Raw genomic sequence first — 21,858 nt, forward strand, 5'->3', positions numbered from 1 at the left:
CATATCGACTGATATTTAATGTTCTGATTTTTCGATTTCGCGCGATTTCAACTAGACATTTGCAAATCGATTCCTCCACTCTTTTCCTCGACGGAAGGCGTAGCATCGCTTGCTTACACCTACCTTTCAGTCCTATAAAAATTTGGGAAGCGAGGAGAATGACGAGAATGGGGTGGTGGCTGCCCGCCAAGGTTCCGCAAGGGACCGGGAGGCGATTTCTATTTGGACTCAACGCGGTTGTCGTAGCGGCGCTGCTGCTGATGCATGCGTCGACCACACGTGCCCAGACATTGGACGTGTCGCTGATGATCGGCGGCATGGAAAAGCAGATCTATCTGCCAGCGGTCCTGGCCGAGCGGCTAGGCTATTTCAGCAATGAAGGTCTTAACGTGCACCTGCTGAGCGAGCCCGCCGGCGTCGAGGCAACGGACGAGATGCTGGCAGGCGCTGTCCAAGGTGTCGTAGGCTTTTACGATCACACGATCGACTTGCAGGGTCTCGGCAAATATACGGAAAGCGTTGTGCAATTCAGCTCCGTCCCCGGCGAAGCCGAAATGGTCTCCGATCGTGTGCCGGATGCGAAAACCATGGCAGCGCTGAAAGGGATGCGCCTTGGCATCACGGATCTAGGTTCCTCGACGGATTTTCTGACGGAGTATCTTCTTGGAAAATCCGGCCTCTCTTTGGACACGGTCTCCCTGGATCCCATCGGTGCGGGCGACATTCTGATCTCGGCAATGAAGCGAAACCGTATCCAGGCCGCCATGACCACCGAGCCGACCATTTCCCGGCTCATCGAACTGAAATTGGCCCATGTCATGATCGACATGCGCAACCAGGCGGGAACGGAGAACGCGCTTGGAGGCGTCTATCCGGCGTCGTGCCTCTACATCCAGACCTCCTGGATCGAAAGCCATCCGGATGCCGTGCAGAAACTTGCCAACGCACTCGTCCACGCGCTGCAGTTCATATCGAGACACAGCGCCGAAGAGATCGCCAGCCATCTTCCTCATGACTTTTTCGCGGGCGACAAGGAGCTTTACGTGAAGGCGTTGGAGGCAGGAAAGGCGATGTTCACGCCTGATGGACGCATGCCTGAAGGTGGCCCGCAGAGGGTTCTGTCGGTGCTGAGTCAGTTCAACGACAACGTCCGCGGCAAGCAAATAGACCTGAACAGGACCTTCACGAACCGCTTTGTCGATCAGGTGACACTGAACCAGTAGACTGTCGCGCTACCTCATCCTGCGGCGCGGCTGGCAGCCGTACGGCAACGCCGAACCCCCTACCTCCGGCTGGATGATAGAGATGCAGTGAACCGTCACAGATATCGACGATTTCCGCGACGATCGACAATCCAAGGCCAGAACCGCTATTGGTCGAATTCCCACCTCGCTGAAAGCGCGACGTAAGAATTGAGAGATCGTCCATTCCGGGTCCCCGGCCGTCGTCCTCGACGGAGAGTGTCACTTGATCGTCTTCGCGTTCTATTCGCAGTACAGCCGATGCGCCTCGGCCCGCGTGGGCGATCACGTTGTCGACCAGGTTTGTCAACAGTTCCCTCAAGAGCCTCTCGCGTATCATCGCCCACGAGGGAGATGCCGCCTCAAGCCCCAAGTCTACCTCATGGTCAAGCGCGCGTGGCACGGCGCCAGCCACGATTTCGCGCGCGACGGCGCGTAGATCGACCATTTGCGGAGGCAAGGCCCGAATGTTTTCGACGCGCGCCAGCGCGAGGAGCTGCAGTGTCATGCGCGACATCGACTCCAGATCCGAGCCGACCGCGTTCAATGCCTCTCGAAGCTCCTTTTCATCCCTCGTGCGAACGGCATATGCGACCTGCATTTTCATAACGGCGAGCGGCGTCCGGAGCTGATGGGCGGCCGCATCGAGGAAGCGGCGTTGGCGGCCAACGACATCGAGAAGCCGCGCCATGTGGCTGTTGATCGCCTCGACGAGTGGACGGAGTTCATACTGTATCGCGTTTGCATCGAATGGTTCGAGTTGGGAGGAAGTGCGTGCGAGAACCGCCTCGCGCAATGCAAGAAGCGGCCGTAATTCCCGGCTGATGCCGATCCAGATGAGGACGGCTGTCAACAGAACGACTGCCGACTGCTCCACAAAGCCAGAGAACCATAGCTGCGTCTCCATCGCCTTGCTGCTGTTCAATGTGGAGCCGATCAGCACGAGAACAGGCGTGGAGCCAGTTGGCGTCGCGATTGGCTGACGAAAGGCGACTGCGGTCATGGTTTCGTCCCGAAACGACGCCGGATAGAACCGATACTCGAAATCTCGTATCGGACCTGCTGGAAGCGGCAATTCGGGGAAGCCGACAATAAGGTGCCCGTCGAGGGTTTCGACACGGTAGGCGACCTCGTCGTGACCGCCTGAATCAAAGAGTTCCAGTGCTGCGGGGGGCACGACCGCTCGAATTCGTCCCGCGTCGTACCTGACCTGCTCCGCAATGACGCGGGCGGATGAAAGTAGCCGTTGCTCGTTCAGAAGGGTCGCCTGACGCCGCGCCGCGCCGAAGGAAAGCCAGAGGCTCAATGCGAGCAGCCCGGCAATGGGTATCATGACCCATAAGAGCAGGTTCAACCGAAGACCACCACGCGAGAGAAGTCGCGGCATCAGCTCCTGGCGAGCCTCAACAGGTAGCCGACGCCGCGAATGGTTTCGATCGAGACGGGCGAGTTTTCAAGTCTTTTGCGTAGCCGGTGAACGTTGACCTCGATCGTCGCGGGGCTGACCTCGTCATCCATTCCATACATAGCGTCCATCAGGATTTCTTTGTGTACCGTCGCTCCTCCGTGCCGTATCAATGCCTCAAGAAGTGCATGCTCTCGCGCTGAAACGGTGAAAGGCTCACTGTTCATCGTGAAGTTTCGCTTGTGGCAATCGAAGGCAAGCGGCCCGAAGCGCAGCACCTGAGCCATTGAGAGCTTCGCCCGGCGAAGCAGCGCCTTCAGCCTCGCGTCAAATTCTTGAACCTCGAATGGCTTTGTCATGTAGTCGTCGGCGCCAACCGTCAGCCCTTCGACTCGGGTGCTCAGCTTGTCATCAGCGGTCAAAATCATGATTGGCATGGAAAGCTGCTTCGCCCGCAACTGGCGGATCAATTCTTGTCCGGTGATACCAGGAAGGCCCAGGTCGACGATCGCAAGATCGTAGGTGCCAAGGTCGGTGCCCTGGATGGCAGTCTCTCCGTCAGCTACGCAGTCGACGACATAGTGGTCGCTACGCAGAAGCTTCGCGAGCCAGGTCGACAGACCCGGATTATCCTCCACCAAAAGCAACCTCATAGGCTTGGTTCTCCTCCCCGAACTTGTCCTGAAAAATCCCCTAGCGACACGCCCGACCAACCGGGCAGTGCAAAGTCACTTCGGTGGGGAAAACTGGTGCTCATGCGCGCCGCACTTTGCCGGGCCTTTCCACGAGCTCCTCCAGCCGATGAACGACCGAATCGAGATTGAAAGGCTTTACCAGATAGTCCGATGCACCCAGCCGCTCGCCCTCAAGGCGGTCGGACAACTGATCGAAAGCCGAAAGGACAAGCGTAGGGCACCTCGGCAACCCTTGACGCAGAATATCGAAGCCGTCGCCATCCGGGAGCCGCCGATCAAGGCAAATGAGATCGAACGTCGACCGCTTCAAGATATCAACGGCGGCCTTGAACCCGGTTGCCCATGTGACGTCCCAGCCTGAAGAGACCAGATGCTCCCTCAAGGCGTCGCCAAACAGAACGTTGTCTTCCACGAGCAGTATTCGCAACTCAATTCTCCGTTGATGCGAACACCAATGCTCCTATTTGCTGACAACCATCTGAAGCACGCCGATCGCCTCCGGCGGCAGGATGCTAGTCCTTCGGACGGGGAAAGCCGACCTGGACCAGAAAGCCGCCTTCCGCGCGATTTTGCAATTGTAGAGACAGCCCTTGCCTGACGCATATGGCGTGGACGATCGCGAGCCCGAGACCCGTCCCCTCGCCGCCCGACGAGCCACGAAAGAAGCGCTCGGTCAATCGGGGCAATTCCTCGGCCGCGACACCAGGACCGTTGTCGGCAACGATGAGCAACGGATATGGGCCTCCTGTGACCGTCACGTCCACGGCGCCACCATTCGGCGTGTAGCGAACAGCATTGTCGACAAGGGTCTCGCACAATGTTTGCAAGTCGTCGAGATCGACACGCACTCGGGCGTTCTCGGCGAGGCCCGAGAAGCCCAGGTCGACCTGCTTCTCTTCGGCAGATACCAGAAGTCCGGACACCACGTCTTTCACGACTTCGGAAAGGTCCAGCCACGCCGGTGTCGAGGCCGGATTCTGCCCTTCGTATCGGCTGATCTTCAAGAGCTTGTCGGTAAGAGCCGATACCCGTCGTGCACCTGCGCGAAGGTCTGTCAGGCGCTCTTCGAGATCGGCGCCGCGGTGCTGGGAAAGATTGCCGATCTGCAGGGTTAGCGCCGACAACGGCGTCCGCAGCTCGTGTGCCGCGTCCGACAAGAACATTTGCTGGCGGCGCAAGGCGACCCCCAGGCGTGAGATGAGCTCGTTCATGGAACGCACGAACGGCCAGACCTCTCTTGGCATTGTGCTGAGATCGAGCGGCTCGACATCGGTCGTCGCCTTGCGCGAAATCTCGTCGCCGAGGCGTTCGAGGCTCCGGAAGATCCGACCTGCTACCAAGGCCACCAGCAGCCAAGAAAGAGGTATCGCGACAAGAAACGGAACTATCGCTCTTGCGGCAGCGTCTGCCGCAAGTTCCCGACGGACAACGACCTGCTGGGCGACCTGTACCGTCCGACCGGGTGTCACCAGGGAGAACACCCGCCATTGCCCGTTTCGGTCGGAGAACTCGGAAAAGCCGGTAGCCGGCTGATCGGGAATGACGACCGATGGGTCTGACGTCTTTGCCGGGCGTCCATCGGCATAGGTCACCTCGATGACGTAGTCGTCCTCGCTGTCATGCGGCGGCAGCGCCGCCTCGCCCGACGCGATGAAGGTGAGGTCGCCGACATAGCGGGCGATCTGGCGTTGCTGCAGGTCGAGGAAGTCTCCGCTCTCTCGCATCGTCGACAGATAGGACGTGGCACCGACCACGACCGCGATCCCGGTAAAGAGGATCGCCAGCGAACTGGCGGTAGCGGTTCTGAGCGAGATCATGTCTTTGGAATCATCCAGCCGGCCCCGCGCACATTGCGGATGACCTGCTTGTCGAAGCGACGCCGGATATAAAAGATCAGGACCTCCACAGCGTTGCTTTCGACTTCCTCTCCCCAGCCATAGATTTTCTCTTCGAGCTGGGACCGGGACAGGATGATGCCAGGACGCTCAAGAAGAGCCCGCATCAACGCGAACTCCCGATGCGGAAGAACCTCCGTGATCCCGCCGTACGAAAGCTCATGGGACGCCAGATCGAGAGCGATGTTCGACGTTCCGATCTTGGAGGTCGCGTGACCGGAATGGCGCCGGATCACGGCCCGCAGTCGTGCGATAATCTCGGAGGGTTCGAAAGGCTTCAGCACGAAATCGTCGGCGCCGAGATCCAGGCCGTTCAGGCGTGTATCGAGATCGTCGCGAGCCGTGATGATCACTACGGGCACGCTGGCTCCTCGGGAACGAGCCTCCCGAAGCAAGGTCAATCCATCGGGAGCAGGCAGAGACAGATCCAGCAGGACAGCGGCATAGCTGTCGCTCTTCATCGCTTCTTCGGCGAGTTTGCCATCGGCAATCCAGTCCACCGACATGCCGACGTCGGAGAGCGCCCGCTGCAGCCCGAGCGCCAGCATCGTGTCGTCTTCCACAACAAGGATTCTCATCTGCACCAAGCTCCACGCCCGTTTATGATCAAGCATTACGCATCGAAAATTTAGCGTGGAATTAGGAGGACGATAAAAACTCTAAGTCTCACCTAAGAATACCGCGCCATTGTGCGAACCGTGAGCTGTTGTCCAAACCGCTTTAGACTGCAACGGATGGTACGCGGGCTTTTCTGTCCACCAGTGCATGATGCGCTGTCGGACACGCGGACCAACGACCACCACCCGTGGGACCAGCGAGGAGTTCGCGCGTCGCGCTGCCCCCATGAAACTCGACAGAGCGTCGCCCAACGCCATGTGGCCGCGCTCTGTCGAGCATGGGTTTGATTGGCTCGGTTTTGTTGTAGACGTCCGTCTCGCAGCCGACAGAATTTATGAAGCCATTATCCGGCGAGCGAGGTTCGGACGATCGCAATCGCGCGCGCGGCGGTCAGTCGCCAAGGTATCACAAGCGTTCTTGAATGCTCATTTTGCAATGACTTGCGGTTGTTCACCCGTGGAAAGACGAAGGCGAAGGCTGAGCGAATAGCAAGTGACTCTTTCACATAGCCCGCCGACTATTCGAATTGCGCCACTGCTCGAAGGTCAATACTATAGGCAATCAGCACGCCCCAGCTATCGACGGATCATCCGGAAATCGACACCGTGACAAGAAACCAGGTGACAGCAAGTCCGATCGCCACTGCCAGCAGGACCTCCAACACCGGCATCATCCGGGTCCACCAACTGACGGCCGGGCGCACGGATTTCCGCGCGCTGCGCTTGACGACATCCCGTCTCTGCGACCATCCAACCGCCATACCAAAATCCTCATGAAGTTATTGAAGAGAGTATGGAGCGTTAGACTTAGCCACGACTTATGGAATTGGGGAGGATTACTTCCCAAACACGGAGAGGGCTAAGTCTCTCCTAATTGTCGCGGTTCACTATATTTGTTTCGACTGAGACTTGAAGATGCGGTGCCGTAGGCTGCAGCCGATTGCGCCCCGGCATTATCCGTTGTGGCGCCGAAATGCTCGCGTCGGAATGAAGGCAATGCATCGATTGATTGAGAACAAACTTCCTTCGCACAATTCAAGGCTACTCGACGACGAAGCCCTGGGGCGACAAATTGTTCTGCAGCTCATGTCAACCCCATCACAATGTCTCTTCGTGCGCGGAAACACCCTTACCGGATCAGGGACGTTTGCGGTAATGCACAAGCTCATCGACGCCCGTTGCGAGGAACTGGGCTTGTCCGACACCGTCCGTTCGTCAGCGCGGTCCTATTCGGCGTCCCTTCTGCACGCGGCTTTGGACTCCCTATTCAAGCAACGACAATAGAATCGCTCCGATGGCGGCCCGCGCGGATGTACTCCATGGCTGGAGTCGAACTGTTCGTCGCCGCAATACGGGGGGCCGCGGCTTCCGGGCCGCTGGCGATCCTAAAACGGGCTCGTTGTCTCTTGATCAGGTTTGCTGATTGGCGTCGACCTCAGTCGCGACATGCACTTCTCAACGGTCGCATGAATCGGGAATAGGCGCGATATGGGAACGGTCCAATCCGGTTCCGTGCCAGGAAACTTCAGTTGAATGTCCGGTCCACCCCTGACAGCCTTGGTCAGGATCGCGCGGATCGAAGCTGCGCTATCGGTGTTGTCGGAAAGCAGCAGGCTGGTCGCTGACTGGGCCTTGCCATTGAACTTCCAATTTCGGTAGCGGCCTACAACGTCCACTTCCCCGCCGCCGGACCCGGCAAGCTTCCACGCGTCGTTGCTCACGAGCCACGCGATCGTGTCTCGACCCGCCTGGAACTCCACCTTCCGGCCCATCCCACTGTCCCAGGCAAGATTGCAATATTCGCCGCGGTTCGAGACATAAGTCACGGTCCACTGGCTTTGCGACCCCATTAATTCGTCGCCGAAGGTAACACCGGGTGCGAGCACCAGCGCGGAAAGCAAATACTGCAAATAGCGATACATGATGCGACCCAGCTGGCAAAACTGAGCCTGTCATTCATCACTGTTTACTGACTGGCACCTGAAGGAATTCGCCGTTAGCAGGTGCCGTGCAATTGGGCGCGTCATCATCAACAAAACCCCTTCACTCCCGCCTCACAAATTGCCAGCACTGCAGATGTTGGACCTCTTCGACGGCTTGCCCTCGGCACAACTCGCTGAAAGTAACCTGAAGCGGTGCCGCAAACGACGAGAATAAACCGCCTCATCGTGCAAATAAAATTCTTGAATGCAATACTCAAGAATGGGATGTGTATTCCCGCAATTTGACACCATGTGGGAATAAACCAATGAAAAAGATGATTTTTTCAGCGCGAGCCGTGCTCGTTCTGGGTACGGCGCTCGTCGGTACGACAATCAATTTCACGACCGCATTCGCCGCTGATTCCGCCGGGATCGTCGTCTACAACGCCCAGCATGAATCGCTCGGCAAGGCCTGGATCGACGGCTTCACCAAGGAGACCGGCATCAAGGTGACGATCCGCAACGGCGGCGACACCGAAATGGCCAACCAGATCATCCAGGAGGGCGCCAATTCACCCGCCGACGTCTTCCTCACGGAAAATTCGCCGGCCATGACGCTCGTCGATACCAAGGGCCTCTTCGCGCCGATCGACACCGACACGCTTGCCCAGGTGCCGGAGACCTTCAAGTCGGCTGACGGCAAGTGGACAGGCGTTGCCGCCCGCTCGACCGTCTTTGCCTATGACAAGACCAAGCTCAAGGAAGCCGATCTCCCGAAGTCGATGCTCGATCTCGCCGATCCGAAATGGAAGGGCCGCTGGGCCGCATCCCCGACCGGCGCCGACTTCCAGGCGATCGTCAGCGCGCTTCTGGAACTGAAGGGCGAAGACGAGACGGCAAAGTGGCTGAAGGCGCTGAAGGAGAACGCGACCTTCTACAAGGGCAACAGCGTCGCCATGAAGGCCGTCAATGCCGGGCAGACCGAAGGCGCCGTCATCTACCACTACTACTGGTTCGGCGATCAGGCGAAGACTGGCGAGAACAGCAAGAACGTCGCGCTTCACTATTTCAAGAACCAGGACCCGGGCGCATTCGTCAGCATATCAGGCGGCGGCGTGCTCGCTTCCAGCAGGCACCAGAAGGAAGCCCAGGCCTTCCTCAAATACGTAACCGGCAAGGCCGGCCAGGCGATTCTGCGCGACGGTGATTCCTTCGAATATGGGGTTGGAACAGGCGACGCCTCCAACCCCAAGCTCGTACCGCTCGCCGATCTCCAGGCTCCGAAGGTCGAACCGTCCAAGCTGAACAGCGCCAAGGTGACGGATCTCATGACCGCGGCCGGCATCCTCTGATTTGCTCGGCGCTGCTAACTAAAAAATGGCGCGGCCGCCTGCTGGACGGCCGCGCCCGATGGTTCAGCGTCCTGTCAGGATTGTCGGGCAATCCATTCCGCCGAAGCCCACCAGTCCCTTCCTCGACATCTGGCACAAGCGGAGAAATCACGTGCGGTCCCTCCCCAAAATCAACGCGGTCTACTGGATCACTCTCTGTGCTGCCAGCATCTTCGGAACGAATACAGGCGACTATGTCTCTGACGCCATGGGAATCGGACATCTCGCGGGACTGCCCTGGTTGCTGGTCGTGTTCCTGCTGCTGATCGGGGCCGATCTGGTCGCTGAGTTTTCGGCGCCGCTCCTGTTTTGGGCGGCAATCATCACAGTGAGAACGGCCGCGACGAATTTCGGCGACGCCTTTCATGATTTTCACATCGGCTTTGAGATCTCTCTGCCGATCGTCTTGGTTCTGTTCGCCGTTTCGGTCCTGTGGTATCGGCGCAGCTGCGTGAGCCTAATGAAGAATCTTCCCACAGGGGGCGTTTATTGGCTCACGATGACGCTTGCCGGGATCGTCGGGACGATCGGAGGCGACGCAGCGTCCTTTCGTCTAAGATTGATGCCGCTCGGCACCGCGGCGCTTTTCTTTCTGCTTGCGGGCGTGGTCATAGCGGCGTCGAAACGGAAAGGCGGATGGACCAACCCATTGATCTACTGGCTTGCTCTGGTACTTATCCGGACGGCCGGAACGGGTGCGGGCGACGCCCTCGCACATGCCGCGGGGCTGCCATTTGCGACGCTGCTTTCCGGCGGCGTCTTTGTCGGCCTCGTCATTTGGTTCTACGCCGTGATTGGAACTAATGTCCGCACCGATCCGGAGCTTGTCGTGGAAGCTGAGCGCGGCTGAAATCTCTATCGTTCCAGCGTTTTCGACGCTGAAGGGTCCCGAAATATGACGCGCCGAACGAATATCGACGCCAGCTTGTAGACGATCCATGTGGCCACAAGCAGCAGGGCCGTGAGCACCAAGACGCGCCAGTTCGCGAAATCCTGCCCCTTGAGACCGAGGCCGATCGCCATGCCTGGAAAAATATGCGCCGCCGCCCAGGCAATGGCTGAAGACACGTTGACAAGGTAGAAGCGGCCGCGTGACAGGCCCATCATTCCTGCGATGCCCGGAATGACCGACTTTATGCCCGGCACGAAGCGTCCCAGGAAAACGCTCGACGCCCCATATCGAGCAAAGAATCCTTCGCCTCTCCGGATAAGAGCCGGATATTTTACAAACGGCCATATCTGGATCAGCCTGCTCCGATAGCGACGACCAAACCAAAACGACAGCGCATCGCCCGCGATTGCTCCTGCGGTGGTCAGTATAAACACGCAAAGAAAAGGCAGTTGTCCCGATCCAACCAGCGCGCCCGCGCCCAACAGCACAGCGGTGCTTGGCACGAAGAGGCCAAGTATGAAGACCGCCTCTCCAGCAGCAACCAGAAAAACAACGACGAATGCCGCTGCCGGGTGCCCGGCCATCAAGGCCGCGAGACTGCTCAACGCATTATTCAACCACATCGCAGTTCTGAAGTTGGTTTCGTCCGGAGGGGTAGACTGGTTGCAGCGAGTAACGCCATCGTCGTTCACGGCGCGAATCCAACGTCATTCTCATCGCGTTACCTTGGGTCATGGCGATTGTCAGTCGCCGGGGAAGAGGTGTGATGAATCGCTTGCTGAGATTTCCGCAATATGTCGCGCACCATACCGTTTGGTAAGATTCGTTCCGCGACCGACCGAGCCATCCGTGTTCCGACCGTTGGGGACGCATTGTAAAGGCCCGCCGGCACCGACGCTTGACGGATAAAACAGGGGGCTCAGCAGGAAATCGTGTGCAATCGATGGGCAACGGTCGCTGGCGCCTGTAGGTCCACCGACGAAGCCTGCACTTTGCCATCCGGTCCAGACGTGGGCGGGCGTGGCAAGGAAGCCGCATTTACCACAAAGTTGTCACGGCCATGTAGCAATCATTGCGTATCTCAAACGTCGTAGCATTCGCTACAGAGTGATTGCCATGCAACGCGAGTCAACTGTGACGGCGATGCAGCAGCTTCACACGTCAGACGCTAGCCCCAAGCGCTATGGAGAAATTATTATGTCGAGATATGCTTGCCTCGCGATCGCGACGGCAGTGGCGGTCGGTACCGCCATGCCTTCCTTCGCACAGCCAGTGACTTTTCCCGCCGAGCCGGTCGCGCAGCCCGCGGCGCCGGTGGCCTTGCCGCAAACGCCGACGCATGTTCTTAAGTATCTCTCTCCGGAGGATCTCGATCCGGTGACGCTTCTGGCACCGCCCCCGGCCGATGGGTCGGACCAGCAGAAGGCCGAAGTGGCGGAAGTGCTCCGTTTTCAGCAGACCGCCTCAAAGGAACGTCTGGATCAGGCCGTCTGGGACGACCGGCACGAGAGCTCAGAGCTCTGGATCCCGACACTGGGACCGATCGGCTTCGACCTTTCGAAACTTCCCGCGACCGCTGCAATGCTTGACGCAGTGCTGCATGAGCGCGACGCTGCAGCGGATGTGGTCAAGGTCTATTACGGCAGGCGCCGTCCCTGGACCTTCAACGACGACATCCAGGTCTGCGAAGCAGCTGGCAAGAACGGTTCGAAAGTCCGGGCCTATCCCAGCGGCCACGGCACTCTGTCCTATGCGCAGGGGGTCATCCTCGCCCATCTGATGCCCACCAAAGGCCAGCTCATCATGGCCCGCGCCGAAGACTTCGCCGAAAGCCGAATGTACTGTGGCGTCCATTCGCGCAGCGACATCAGAGCGAGCGCAATTCTCGGCACGACGCTCGGCATGCTTCTTTTGCATAACAGGAAGTTCCAGCCTCTGCTCGACGATGCCCGCGCGGAGCTCGCAGCCGCCTTTCTCACGCGGTAGGGGGCGACGCGTTCTCGCTTTGAGACAATACGGGAAAGGCTCAGCCGAGCCTTTCCCTCCTGCGTTTGCACCCTCTCTCAAGTGCAGCATGGCGATCTTTGATCACGTTATCCTTCGGAGCTTTCGTACATGACCAAACCGCTTTTTCGGTTTCATCCGAACGCCATCTTGTCCGGCGGCACGCCGTCGAAGGTACCTGAGGTCACCGTATACTTCTGGATCATAAAAGTTCTGACGACCGGCATGGGCGAAACCACGTCAGATTTTCTTGTGACGACCATCGATCCAATCATTGCGGTTGTGCTTGGTGGGCTTGCCTTTGGGGTCGCGCTGGTGCTGCAATTTTCTGCGGGCCGTTACATCGCTTGGATCTACTGGCTGACGGTGGTGATGGTCTCGATCTTCGGAACGATGGCGGCAGACGTCGTTCATGTCGCGCTCGGCATACCATATTCGATCTCGACGCCGTTCTTCGCCATTAGCCTTGCCGCCATCCTCTACGCATGGCAGCGTGTGGAAGGAACACTGTCGATCCACAGCATTCACACGGCGAGGCGCGAGCTCTTTTACTGGGCGACAGTCTCCACGACCTTTGCGCTCGGTACAGCTGCTGGCGACATGACAGCTAGCTCGATGGGGCTGGGCTATCTCGAATCGGGCTTTCTCTTCCTGGCAATTTTCGCCGTGCCAGCCATAGCCTATTGGAAATTTGGCATGGGCGAGATCATGGCTTTCTGGTTCGCCTATGTGGTGACGCGGCCGCTAGGCGCGTCGTTCGCCGACTGGTTTGGCGTCTCGCACGAGCGCGGCGGACTGGGCTGGGGCACTGGACCAGTCAGCCTGGGAATGGCGATCGTCATTTTCGGCTTCGTCGGCTATGTAGCCCTCACACGGAAAGACGTTGAAGAAGCGGATCGCGACAGCCTTTTGGGCCGGTAGGCTCCGGATTGCGCGACAGATCGATTCTAGCAGCTCTCCCATCACTCTGCCGACTACGAACCGCGCCGCGCATAGGGTTTCCTGGAACGCTCGACGGGATCGCCAGGCTCGAACCCTAGGAGCGCCCTCACCTCCTCTGCATCGAGAATCTCACTGTCCGAAAGTGCCCTTACTAGACTTTCAATGTCGCCCTTCCGCCTCCGGACAATCTCCTTCGCGCGTTCCAGCTCGGCATTCAACAGCTGTCCCACTCGTCTGCGCAACACTGGATCCGCGCGGCGAAGTTCCTCCAGATCTCTCGGCGACGATACATCGCTGTAGGAAAGCCCCTGGCCCATGCCGAGCGTCGCCTCCATGACAGTCGCGAGATCAGTTGCTCGGTGGAGATCCGAACCCGGCGCTCCTCCAGATCCGTCTCTGATGTCGTCCAGCATTACCTCCTCGGCTGCCCTGCCTCCCAGTAACAGGGCTATCTCGTTCCGGTATGCCTCCTTCGATCTCTGGCGCGCCACCGGGCGAGACCATTCGACAAAACCGGACCAGGCTTCAGCCGAGCCGACCTCGCGAGGCACTACGATTGATCGCACCGTCGCCACACCTAGATCTGTCCCAACGACGGCATGTCCCGCTTCATGAACGCAGACCGAGTGCCGGACAGCTGGATCCAGGACGACGGTCGCTGGTGTGACGGCTTTCAAGTCGTCCGGTGTCATCTCGCGTCGAGCACGCCTTGCCCGCATTCGAGCGTCCTTCGCAAGCTGCGCCAGCTTCGCACCGGACATGCCGCTGGTCGCTCTGGCCGTCGTCTCCAGAATTTCCGCCGGCATCTCGGCGCGGAGATGCATTACGAGAATCTTCTTGCGAGCGTCATAGTCGGGGAGTTCGATTTTCACGTGCCGGTCCAGACGGCCGGGTCGAGTCAGGGCGGGATCGATGGCGTCCGGATGGTTCGTGGCGGCGATCACGACAACGCCATTTCGGCGCGACGATCCGTCCAACGCTTCGAGGAGTGCGTTCACGACCTGGATATTGTAGCTCGCGTGGTCGGGACCGAAAGTCGATCTGTCTCCAAGGGAGTCAAACTCGTCCAGGAAGAGAATGCATGGCGCTTTTTCAGCTGCATCTTTGAATGTTCGTCTCATAGCCTTTAATAGATCGCCGAGATGACCCATCGCCTGCCATTGAGCAAAGGAGCTGCTTATAAAGGCGGTCCCGCATGTTTTGGCGACGGCAGCAGCGAACATCGTCTTCCCTGTGCCCGGCGGGCCACTCAGAAGCAGACCGCAGTCCACGTCGCCCCAGTCGAGTGTGCCATCGTCCCAGGCGCGAATATCCTCCGCAAGACCGAGAGCCCATTCGCGCGCGTCGCCGAAGCCCGTCAAGTCCTCGACTCCGAGGGTCGAGACCGAAGTCTCAGGCTTCCTTTCCGAGTGAAACACTGCTGCCAACCGCGCAAGCGCGTCGCCGACGCTCCTGCCTGGTCGTAGCGCCTGGAACATATGGATCGGCGGGTACGAAAGCAGCTCCTTCGCGTCGTCCAGCGTAATCGCAATTCCACCGTACGCTTTCACGGCAGCGGCGAGATGCACTGGGCGAATTGCACCGACTTCGACAGTCTTGTCGAGTGCGAGCCCGACATCTGAGGGAATGGCTATCCCATTGGGAACGAGCAAAACGACCGCTGGTTTAACCCTCAGGATATCAACGGCATCCGACCAATTGCCTCCGCCTCGGTACTCTTCGACGACATGCTTGGTGTAGATTTCGGCTCGCTGCGTGGCTTTCAATGTCACGCTGAGAGCGTCCGCGTACGACTGCTCGTTAGCGTTTGCGGGAAGGATCAAAGCGACACATGCGTCGTTGCGCTGAAATGCGCCTGCCCTTCGCAGTGCGTCCCTCACGATCCGAGAGTAGACAGCGACTTCGAGTGTTGCCGCGCGCTCGGCAAAATTTATCCGACTCGGGTTCATCGAAGGCTCCTATCGTTCAGCGCCACGGACGGTGCTGTCCGGATTGATCAGTTCATCATCAAGATCGACCGTAAGAATGCGTTGCAGAATAAGAGAAGCCAGTCCCGCCATTGGAGGAGCTTCACGGAACAATGTCAGGCCTTCGGCGACCGTGAACGAACCAAACTCGTCCAGTGCCGACATCACTCTGATGCGGTCGCCCAGCGGGCAACGGAAATTCCCATATCTCAGGAGATCGCGGGCGTTGCGAAGCCGCCAGCCTGCCTCTCTTTCCGGCCGACTGACGAACTGATGAACCAATCCCATCCGCGCCGCTGCCGCGGCGATCTCCGGATCGCCGGTCAATTCGCAAGCGTCAACGAGCCGGACTTCGCCGGTGAAGTATCTCGCCAGGAAATCGGGGATGTGACCTGCATCGCGCAGCCGCAGCTTGAGGGGTAGGCACTCCCAAGTTTCGATCTGCGGATCGACATCCAACAGGCAGCCCAAGTCGCGCGCGGCCCTACTGCGGAAGATTGGCTCGCCTGCGCAGCGCACTGTTGCTTTGGGGGAGAAGAAGACATTGTTGACGCGAGCGGCATTGCGGCCGCCGAGCAAGGGATTCTCGGAACTCATGACATCACCAACAACAAACGATTGAAGGACTGCCGCGCGGGCGGCGGTTCAATTCAGCGTTGTTGTTGTCGATGATCGAGCTTTTTCATGACGGGAACATATAGTGAACAATCTCCCGACCGTCAATCGGTTTTTAATCCTTTGCTAAAGGAAGCCGTTATCTTGCCCCGCCTTGCCAGGCTGAGAATTTCATCGGCGAGGTCGCGGTACGCATTGTCACCCCGGCCCGCCATTGTCGTAGATCGCGTCGCAGCACCAATTAAAGACTGCAGTTCCGCAAGGTGGCGCTGCGAAAAATGGGATTCCTCGGCTGCGCGACAAGCTGCACCCGAAATCCGATCCGTTGATAGAATGTCTGCCAATGTTCCGCCCCTCATCCACCATGGTATATGATGTGGCGGAAACCCGGCGGCAGCAATGAGGAAATTGTTTTGCCAAGCGGCAATCCGTGACCGGTCCACGAGTTCACAAACGTCGGGGTGGAAGGAGGAATTTTCGGAGGACAAGAAGCCTGCTCGTCTGAACTGGGGGACACTTATTCTTCAGGACCACCCTCAAGCAGGTATGCGGTCACACTGGGTTGCGAAGTTGGTTTCGAATACGTCACGGTGAAAACGCCCTTGCCGTCAGTATCTCTTACAGTCTGCGGGCCGCCACGTCTGGCAGTTTCCAGCAGCTGACGGACGTCAGCCTCCGCTTCTTCTAGCGTCCACTCCATCCGGGAAACCATGATCGAATCCTCCGTGTCGGCAGAGATTACGCGATTCAAAGGTGCACGACCACACGTTAATCCTTCGTAAACCGTGATCCGGGACCATCGTTCGACGTCCTCGGGGGAATGCGCATGCACATTCTACTTGATACGAGCGTCTTAAGCGAAGCCAGACGACAGGAGCCGGTACAAGAAGTCCAACGCTTCCTCCGGTCGCTGCCTGACGAATCCATCGCAATTCCCGCTCCTGTCGTCTTCGAACTTGAACGCGGCGGGCAGATGCTGAGGACATCGAGGCCCGATCGAGCGGAACCGCTCCTATCGTGGCTCGGCGGCCTTCTGGCGACGAACGTTTTCATTCCTCCGATGGGCGCCGAAATATTTCGACTGATCGCAACAATGGCGACCGTCCCGGCGCTACGGAGATTCTGGAGAGACGACAGGACGACGGGCGAACTTCGGTTTGGGTGCGATCCAGCAATCGCCGCCGTTGCGATCCACTACCAGATGCCGGTAGCAACGCGGGACGTCAACGACTTCATGCTCATTCACAGACATTTTCGCATCCCGGGCGTCTATGAGCCGTTTCATCGACGATGGCATGTCGACCCCTCGGAAGAATGGCAGTTCGTGCTCGACGACGAGAGGTCTAACTGTCTCATTTTCTAGCAGGATGGGATCGGCCGAATTCGTGACGCAACAAAATCCGGGCAGCGCGCAAATTCTCCAATGCATCCTGTCCGTGGCACAAAAAATTGATTTCAGCTTTCAAAGGCGGCTCTGTGCGATGGCGGATCGAATTGAGACAAGATGATCAATGAACTTTGGCCGAACCCGGCGCCGTCCAGGCTCTCTTGGTAAACCATGCATAAACGCGCCAATATTAACTATAAATTTAATTATAATTTACACATATAAAGCATTTATTCTAACAATTGCAACGAGCTAAAGGGCCAGCTTACGGATCTGTACTATAGACAACTTCGACTGATCCATGTATTTCCATCGCCGCTGATCCAATTTCGGGTCATCGCCAAGGAACCGTCCAACATGCAACAGGTCACATCGACATACGGTCAAAGGGCCCAACAAGCCAACTAGGCATCGATGCGACTTCGGTGACCTCAGAGAGCTCACCTTCCCTCAGCGCGACGAGGAATAGCATGTACAATAAAACTCCCCACAGATACCCCCTCACGCGACAATGAAGTCGTTGAACCGTCACCGACGGTAACGACTTCGACCTCCGGCGAGACTTCGTCGCCTCGCCGGGAAGATCCGATCCAAGATCTTCATTGAGGGATGAGGAAGCCGCTCCGACCGGGTGCCTCCAAGTTCAAGCTCCCTCGTTTCGATGATTGCATCCGCATTCCATGACCGGACTGCGAAGCGCCTTCTCCAGACCCTGACACGAAAGGACCGCGCTATGACGCAGGCTGATGACTCACGCCTTTTCTTCGGCGACCGTATTCCCGACCTCTTCCTTCCCGAACTGCGCAAATGGTCGCGACAGAAGCACGGCGGCTACTACTTCACGCTGAGCGAGATCAATCTCTTCCGCGTTGTCGCGCTGTCGTATGCCGATGCCGCGCGCCCTAGTGTCACTCTGGTCTACCGCGTCCTCTGCGCGTTGATCGACGAAGACGCCGCGCTTAACAGCTCACCCGCCCGCAAGCCGTCCCTCACGACCTTCCGCCGCATCGTCAAGTCGTTGCCGGAAGAGTTCGTTCGCTACATGCGTTTCGGCCGCCTGCGTCGCGTCACGACCTTCGATCTCCTGTTCTCGGCCGCCGAAGTTCTTGAAATCGCTTTCAAATAGCCTGCCAAACCCAGTCACCCATCCCCTGACGGACGAAATCGTCATCAAACATAGGAGAGAAAAGATGACCTTCCGAAACTCGATCGAACGTCTTCAGGCGGCGATCACCAGCATGAGCAGCGCGCTCGAATCGCCCGAACTTCGCGAGTTGATCGGCTTCGAGAACCTGAAGGAGGACGCCCTACAGGATTTCCTGAAATCCGCACAGAAGCGTCCGGATGCAACTCGCTACTGGTGGAAGAACCTCACTGGGCTGTTCGACGATTTCAATCGCCAGATCGCGCGGGCGAATGCGCCGGTCATCGACATCCCTGACTATGAGCGCTTCCTGGTGCTCCTCGACGGATATCACGCGGCCAAGCGCAGCCGCGCGGCTAAGTTGCCGGGGGGCCACGTCGTTCTGCCGGTTGTTCGCCATAGCGCGAAGAATTTACCTGAGATTGGCGCCTGGGGCGATCCCGCCTGGGATGTCCAGATCTCGTGTGGCAACGAACAGCAGTGACGGCGCCCATCACCGGAAAAGATTTGGAGGCATAGATGAAGAAGGCACAGCTGGCTCTGCAGTATCTGCACTACAAGAACAACGGGTTCGATATCCTCAGCATCGAACACGGATACGAGACCAATTTTGCGAACTCCGACCGCCAGATCGGGAACGTGCGGAGCCGGAGCTTGCAAAGGGTGCTGACGAAGAACCTTGTATCGAAGAAAAGCTTGGGTTCACGGTCGAGCCTGACCCCGTATCGCCGTACGACCGCGCCGTCTCGCTAAAATCGGGAAAGAACTGCCGTGTGTTCCTGAACAACCCGCTGGGAACGGGGCCGCTTCGTTGCGAGAGCTGGTTCGAAGCCCAGTGTGCTGTCTACCTGATGTCACGACGCGATGTCGTCGATGTCTCGTGCCAGTACGGTGTCGAATACGCGAAGGGCAAGTTTCACTACTTCGACTTCCGCGTGGTCTACAAAAGCGGGCTCGTCCGTCTGCTTGCCGCCCGCCCCGCGCAGCTCGATAACCACGGAAAACTTCTCGCTAAACTAGAACTCATTCGTAACCATAGCCTGCATCTGCATGCGGATGACTGCAAAATCATGACCGATGAGCTGGTGACGAAAGCAGTTTTTTTACGATCGGCGGAGATTCTGCGGGCCCGCGAACTCAAGAACAATGAGAACTGCAATTGCATGCAGCGCCTGCTGTCCGGAATGAAAGAAACGTTCAAGGTTTGCGAACTCCTGCAGGAGTTTGCGGACCTCGGCGCCGCGCGCACCGCCATGTGGAACCTGATCGACATTGGCGTTCTGGAGCATGCGTGCAGTCGTCCGGACTACATGACGATGACGGACATTTCTTATCTGCGCCAGTGCGCGTAAAAAGGGAAATAAAATGGGTCAGCACGCAAGGGAGACCGTATATACGAATTTCGCCGTCGGCGAGTGGGACCGGCTCCTTTACCAAGGCAACTATTACCAGGTCACCCACATTTCCGGCGGATACCAGCTTGAACAGGAAAATGGACCGCTCAAGCACCAGTTTGCAAAGGCGGAGTTGTCGCGATACATCTCGCTGGGCATCGTCGACATCGAACCCGAGTACTACACGCTCGCGCGCAAGAACGAACGCGAGCTTGAGTTTGCGCTTGATCCAGCCGATATGCCGCTTGACATCCGCGTCCGTATTCGCGCCGTCGCGGCATTTCTCCAGGGGGTGAAGGAAGGTAAATGGTCTCGCTCAAAGGCCAAGGTCACTGCATTCCTCGAGCATTTCACTGAAACGCAAGAAGCGATCCTGCACAAAGGAAACACCAAGAAGAAGGGGCGCGGCGGCTCGAAGAGGATAGACGTCAGTGACCGCAACCTGATTGAGTGGCGTCAGTTCATACGGATCGCGAACCTCTACGAGGAGAATGCAAACTCCTCGAACGCCCTCATGAAGCGATACAAGGGCACAGTGCGCGGCACGAAGATGGCTCCAGCGACGCAGGAATTCCTGAGAACCGCGTACCTGAATAATAAACAAGCCTCCCCGTCGGCCGTCTTGGTGACGCTCGAAAAAAGGAACCTCGAACTTAGCCTGCAAGGCAAGCCGCAAATTCCTGAACCAAAGATCCGAACAGTACAGCGTTTCATCAAATCACTCCGCGATCTCGACAAGACCGCAGCGCGGATTGACGCAAAGAAGGCTCGGCTCGACCACGCCTTGAGTTACGGCGGCCCGACGGCCGACCTTCCTCTGGAGCGAGTGGAAATGGATGAAAAGCTTCTCGACCTTTTCGTCTTTCTCACGGAAACCGGGTTGATCAATGAAATTCATCCTGACGCCATCGCCAGGCTCGAAGCTCTTTCGGTCGAGGTCGACGACGAAGACGAAGAGAGCGATACTAAAAATCCTAAGCGGAAGAAGAAGAGGAAAGACGCCGATAACCGAAAGCGTCTTTGGTGGTCGGTAGCGTTCGATGCGGCCTCGCGGTCCGTGCTCGGCATGAAGATCCTTCGCACCGCCCAGCCAACGCCCAGGGATGCGATCGAAGTTCTCGAAATGGCCGTTAGTTCGAAGGCGCACCTCGTCGAGGCCCTCAAGACAAATTCGCCTTGGCCGCAAGAGGGCAAGCCTTGGCTGGTGGTGGCGGACCACGGAAGTGCCTACGACAGCTTCGAATTTCAGGACTGCGTCGTCGCGCTCACAGGAAGCGTGCTAAGCCCTCCGGCCGATCACCCCAACATGCGAGGCGCCATCGAGCGCTTCTTCCGCACCATAGACAGCAAGTACATGCATATGTTTCCAGGCCAGACGTTCGGCAACATCCTGGCCAAGGGAGAAGGATACGATCCCAAGAAACTGGCGGCACTCACGGACATCGAATTCGCGGAATGCCTCGCTCGCCTCATTATCGATTGCTACCACAACACCCCGCAGGAGGGTGCGCTGAATGGCAGGACCCCGTTACAGATGTGGGGCTATCTCAACAAGATGCACCAGGTTCGACGCGTCGACGAGGATACCAGGTGGAAGGCTTTCGCGATTTCCGTGCCCAACAGACATATTTCTAACAACGGCCTTGTGTTCTTAGGTCTGACGTATGGTGACGAGCGTATGCAGGAACTTCGCGACAACAGCACCAAAACCACGTTCACGATCCGGGTCTGGCCCAAAAATCTTAGCAAGATCAGAGTCAAGACGCAGAATGGCCGTGGCTACATTACAGTCAAGTGCAACCTGCCCGGAACGGAACACCTCACCCTGAACCAGTGGAAGCACGCACTTCTTCACATGAACAAGACAGTGAAGAAGTCTCAGCCGCGCTCGTGGGACACTGTGCTCCGGACGCTCTCGCAGGTGCAGAGGCTTGTCAAGTCGGCCGAGGATCGCGCCGGTATCGCTGCTGACTCCTGGACACTTGAAAAAATAATAGCTCTGGATCGGGATGTCGTCCAGGGCGTGATCTACAAGCGTCAGTTTGAACACGACTACGCGCAGGAAATCAACGAGCTGCTCAACCCCGGCGACGGCAGCAAAAACGCCCCGATCGAGTCCCTGAGCACGCCAGCACCCACTCTCGACAGTGAATTCGGCGACACAGACGACGGTTTCAAACGCGATCCCAACCGTTTCGCAGCTCCCGAAGCCGGTAAACGCCGCGAGACGAAGGCGAAGGTCGGACAAGAGGCCGCGGAGCCACCTCGACCTGAGCCCAACTCCGCTCCGTCTCCCCGTCGCACCAAGAACCGCATCGGCGGGCCCAGGCCGTGGGAAGGCAAGTAG

The 21,858-nt window shown here is 58.1% G+C and carries 22 protein-coding genes; 11 read left to right on the forward strand and 11 right to left on the reverse strand.

Annotated elements, in window-relative coordinates:
• Positions 1–158: 158 nt before the first annotated feature.
• Positions 159–1,223: an ABC transporter substrate-binding protein gene (locus tag EV561_RS18335; protein WP_348633745.1), complete on the forward strand. Its 1,065-nt coding sequence runs from the start codon at positions 159–161 to the stop codon at positions 1,221–1,223.
• Here EV561_RS18335 and EV561_RS18340 read toward each other — a convergent pair.
• From EV561_RS18340 to EV561_RS18365, 7 genes are all read right to left on the reverse strand, one after another.
• Positions 1,183–2,628: a sensor histidine kinase gene (locus EV561_RS18340; RefSeq protein ID WP_132523744.1), complete on the reverse strand. Its 1,446-nt coding sequence runs from the start codon at positions 2,626–2,628 to the stop codon at positions 1,183–1,185. The genes EV561_RS18335 and EV561_RS18340 overlap by 41 nt on opposite strands.
• Positions 2,628–3,299: a response regulator transcription factor gene (locus EV561_RS18345; protein ID WP_132523745.1), complete on the reverse strand. Its 672-nt coding sequence runs from the start codon at positions 3,297–3,299 to the stop codon at positions 2,628–2,630. The genes EV561_RS18340 and EV561_RS18345 overlap by 1 nt, the downstream gene beginning before the upstream one ends.
• A gap of 100 nt (positions 3,300–3,399) precedes the next feature.
• Positions 3,400–3,768: a response regulator gene (locus tag EV561_RS18350; protein WP_165927851.1), complete on the reverse strand. Its 369-nt coding sequence runs from the start codon at positions 3,766–3,768 to the stop codon at positions 3,400–3,402.
• An 85-nt stretch (positions 3,769–3,853) separates the two neighbouring features.
• Entirely contained in the window at positions 3,854–5,158 is a 1,305-nt protein-coding gene (locus tag EV561_RS18355) for an ATP-binding protein (protein WP_132523747.1), read from the reverse strand.
• Complete coding sequence (locus EV561_RS18360; RefSeq protein WP_132523748.1) at positions 5,155–5,814, reverse strand: response regulator transcription factor; 660 nt, start codon at positions 5,812–5,814, stop codon at positions 5,155–5,157. The genes EV561_RS18355 and EV561_RS18360 overlap by 4 nt, the downstream gene beginning before the upstream one ends.
• Positions 5,815–6,440: 626 nt before the next feature.
• Positions 6,441–6,614, reverse strand: coding sequence for a hypothetical protein (locus EV561_RS37230; RefSeq protein WP_165927852.1), 174 nt, complete (start codon positions 6,612–6,614; stop codon positions 6,441–6,443).
• Positions 6,615–7,238: 624 nt separating this feature from the next.
• Complete coding sequence (locus EV561_RS18365) at positions 7,239–7,775, reverse strand: hypothetical protein (RefSeq protein ID WP_132523749.1); 537 nt, start codon at positions 7,773–7,775, stop codon at positions 7,239–7,241.
• A 326-nt stretch (positions 7,776–8,101) separates the two neighbouring features.
• Here EV561_RS18365 and EV561_RS18370 point away from each other — a divergent pair, with 326 nt between their 5' ends.
• Both EV561_RS18370 and EV561_RS18375 read left to right on the forward strand, forming a co-directional pair.
• Positions 8,102–9,127, forward strand: a complete 1,026-nt coding sequence (locus tag EV561_RS18370; RefSeq protein ID WP_245512728.1) for an iron ABC transporter substrate-binding protein — start codon at positions 8,102–8,104, stop codon at positions 9,125–9,127.
• Between the two features lie 151 nt (positions 9,128–9,278).
• Positions 9,279–10,016 carry a hypothetical protein gene (locus EV561_RS18375; protein WP_132523750.1) on the forward strand — a complete coding sequence of 246 codons (738 nt, stop codon included), beginning with the start codon at positions 9,279–9,281 and terminating at the stop codon, positions 10,014–10,016.
• A gap of 5 nt (positions 10,017–10,021) precedes the next feature.
• On the opposite strand, the gene EV561_RS18380 is transcribed toward EV561_RS18375, so the two are convergent.
• Positions 10,022–10,750 carry a DedA family protein gene (locus EV561_RS18380; RefSeq protein WP_132523751.1) on the reverse strand — a complete coding sequence of 243 codons (729 nt, stop codon included), beginning with the start codon at positions 10,748–10,750 and terminating at the stop codon, positions 10,022–10,024.
• 505 nt (positions 10,751–11,255) lie between these two features.
• Between EV561_RS18380 and EV561_RS18385 the strand changes: the two genes are divergently transcribed.
• Both EV561_RS18385 and EV561_RS18390 read left to right on the forward strand, forming a co-directional pair.
• The gene (locus tag EV561_RS18385) at positions 11,256–12,044 is read left to right on the forward strand and encodes a phosphatase PAP2 family protein (protein WP_165927853.1); all 789 of its coding nucleotides are present in this window, start codon (positions 11,256–11,258) and stop codon (positions 12,042–12,044) included.
• Positions 12,045–12,173: 129 nt separating this feature from the next.
• Entirely contained in the window at positions 12,174–12,983 is an 810-nt protein-coding gene (locus tag EV561_RS18390; protein WP_132523753.1) for a hypothetical protein, read from the forward strand.
• Between the two features lie 53 nt (positions 12,984–13,036).
• Here EV561_RS18390 and EV561_RS18395 read toward each other — a convergent pair whose 3' ends face one another.
• The 3 genes from EV561_RS18395 to EV561_RS18405 all read right to left on the reverse strand — a co-directional run bounded on the left by EV561_RS18395 (position 13,037) and on the right by EV561_RS18405 (position 15,930).
• Positions 13,037–14,776 (reverse strand): AAA family ATPase, encoded by a 1,740-nt coding sequence (locus tag EV561_RS18395; RefSeq protein WP_245512729.1) that lies wholly within the window; start codon positions 14,774–14,776, stop codon positions 13,037–13,039.
• Between the two features lie 186 nt (positions 14,777–14,962).
• Positions 14,963–15,550, reverse strand: coding sequence for a hypothetical protein (locus EV561_RS18400; RefSeq protein WP_245512731.1), 588 nt, complete (start codon positions 15,548–15,550; stop codon positions 14,963–14,965).
• A 140-nt stretch (positions 15,551–15,690) separates the two neighbouring features.
• Positions 15,691–15,930 carry a hypothetical protein gene (locus EV561_RS18405; RefSeq protein WP_132523756.1) on the reverse strand — a complete coding sequence of 80 codons (240 nt, stop codon included), beginning with the start codon at positions 15,928–15,930 and terminating at the stop codon, positions 15,691–15,693.
• A 482-nt stretch (positions 15,931–16,412) separates the two neighbouring features.
• Between EV561_RS18405 and EV561_RS18410 the strand changes: the two genes are divergently transcribed.
• From EV561_RS18410 to EV561_RS18435, 6 genes are all read left to right on the forward strand, one after another.
• A complete protein-coding gene (locus tag EV561_RS18410; protein WP_132523757.1) occupies positions 16,413–16,949 on the forward strand; it encodes a hypothetical protein in 537 nt (178 codons plus the stop codon).
• Between the two features lie 757 nt (positions 16,950–17,706).
• Entirely contained in the window at positions 17,707–18,099 is a 393-nt protein-coding gene (locus EV561_RS18415) for a hypothetical protein (RefSeq protein ID WP_132523758.1), read from the forward strand.
• A gap of 64 nt (positions 18,100–18,163) precedes the next feature.
• Positions 18,164–18,601, forward strand: coding sequence for a hypothetical protein (locus tag EV561_RS18420; protein ID WP_132523759.1), 438 nt, complete (start codon positions 18,164–18,166; stop codon positions 18,599–18,601).
• 35 nt (positions 18,602–18,636) lie between these two features.
• A complete protein-coding gene (locus tag EV561_RS18425) occupies positions 18,637–18,870 on the forward strand; it encodes a hypothetical protein (protein WP_132523760.1) in 234 nt (77 codons plus the stop codon).
• A 20-nt stretch (positions 18,871–18,890) separates the two neighbouring features.
• The gene (locus tag EV561_RS18430) at positions 18,891–19,469 is read left to right on the forward strand and encodes a hypothetical protein (protein ID WP_132523761.1); all 579 of its coding nucleotides are present in this window, start codon (positions 18,891–18,893) and stop codon (positions 19,467–19,469) included.
• 13 nt (positions 19,470–19,482) lie between these two features.
• Complete coding sequence (locus EV561_RS18435) at positions 19,483–21,858, forward strand: hypothetical protein (RefSeq protein WP_132523762.1); 2,376 nt, start codon at positions 19,483–19,485, stop codon at positions 21,856–21,858.

The organism is Rhizobium sp. BK376 (genome assembly GCF_004341625.1).
Taxonomy (GTDB): Bacteria; Pseudomonadota; Alphaproteobacteria; order Rhizobiales; family Rhizobiaceae; genus Rhizobium.

What these genes read in the sequence shown, in the direction of transcription:
- EV561_RS18335 (WP_348633745.1), top strand. Translation starts at nt 159, where the DNA reads ATGACGAGAATGGGGTGGTGGCTGCCCGCCAAGGTTCCGCAAGGGACC.
- EV561_RS18340 (WP_132523744.1), bottom strand. Translation starts at nt 2,628, where the DNA reads ATGCCGCGACTTCTCTCGCGTGGTGGTCTTCGGTTGAACCTGCTCTTA.
- EV561_RS18345 (WP_132523745.1), bottom strand. Translation starts at nt 3,299, where the DNA reads ATGAGGTTGCTTTTGGTGGAGGATAATCCGGGTCTGTCGACCTGGCTC.
- EV561_RS18355 (WP_132523747.1), bottom strand. Translation starts at nt 5,158, where the DNA reads ATGATCTCGCTCAGAACCGCTACCGCCAGTTCGCTGGCGATCCTCTTT.
- EV561_RS18360 (WP_132523748.1), bottom strand. Translation starts at nt 5,814, where the DNA reads ATGAGAATCCTTGTTGTGGAAGACGACACGATGCTGGCGCTCGGGCTG.
- EV561_RS37230 (WP_165927852.1), bottom strand. Translation starts at nt 6,614, where the DNA reads ATGGCGGTTGGATGGTCGCAGAGACGGGATGTCGTCAAGCGCAGCGCG.
- EV561_RS18365 (WP_132523749.1), bottom strand. Translation starts at nt 7,775, where the DNA reads ATGTATCGCTATTTGCAGTATTTGCTTTCCGCGCTGGTGCTCGCACCC.
- EV561_RS18370 (WP_245512728.1), top strand. Translation starts at nt 8,102, where the DNA reads ATGAAAAAGATGATTTTTTCAGCGCGAGCCGTGCTCGTTCTGGGTACG.
- EV561_RS18385 (WP_165927853.1), top strand. Translation starts at nt 11,256, where the DNA reads ATGTCGAGATATGCTTGCCTCGCGATCGCGACGGCAGTGGCGGTCGGT.
- EV561_RS18390 (WP_132523753.1), top strand. Translation starts at nt 12,174, where the DNA reads ATGACCAAACCGCTTTTTCGGTTTCATCCGAACGCCATCTTGTCCGGC.
- EV561_RS18410 (WP_132523757.1), top strand. Translation starts at nt 16,413, where the DNA reads ATGCACATTCTACTTGATACGAGCGTCTTAAGCGAAGCCAGACGACAG.
- EV561_RS18415 (WP_132523758.1), top strand. Translation starts at nt 17,707, where the DNA reads ATGACGCAGGCTGATGACTCACGCCTTTTCTTCGGCGACCGTATTCCC.
- EV561_RS18420 (WP_132523759.1), top strand. Translation starts at nt 18,164, where the DNA reads ATGACCTTCCGAAACTCGATCGAACGTCTTCAGGCGGCGATCACCAGC.
- EV561_RS18425 (WP_132523760.1), top strand. Translation starts at nt 18,637, where the DNA reads ATGAAGAAGGCACAGCTGGCTCTGCAGTATCTGCACTACAAGAACAAC.
- EV561_RS18435 (WP_132523762.1), top strand. Translation starts at nt 19,483, where the DNA reads ATGGGTCAGCACGCAAGGGAGACCGTATATACGAATTTCGCCGTCGGC.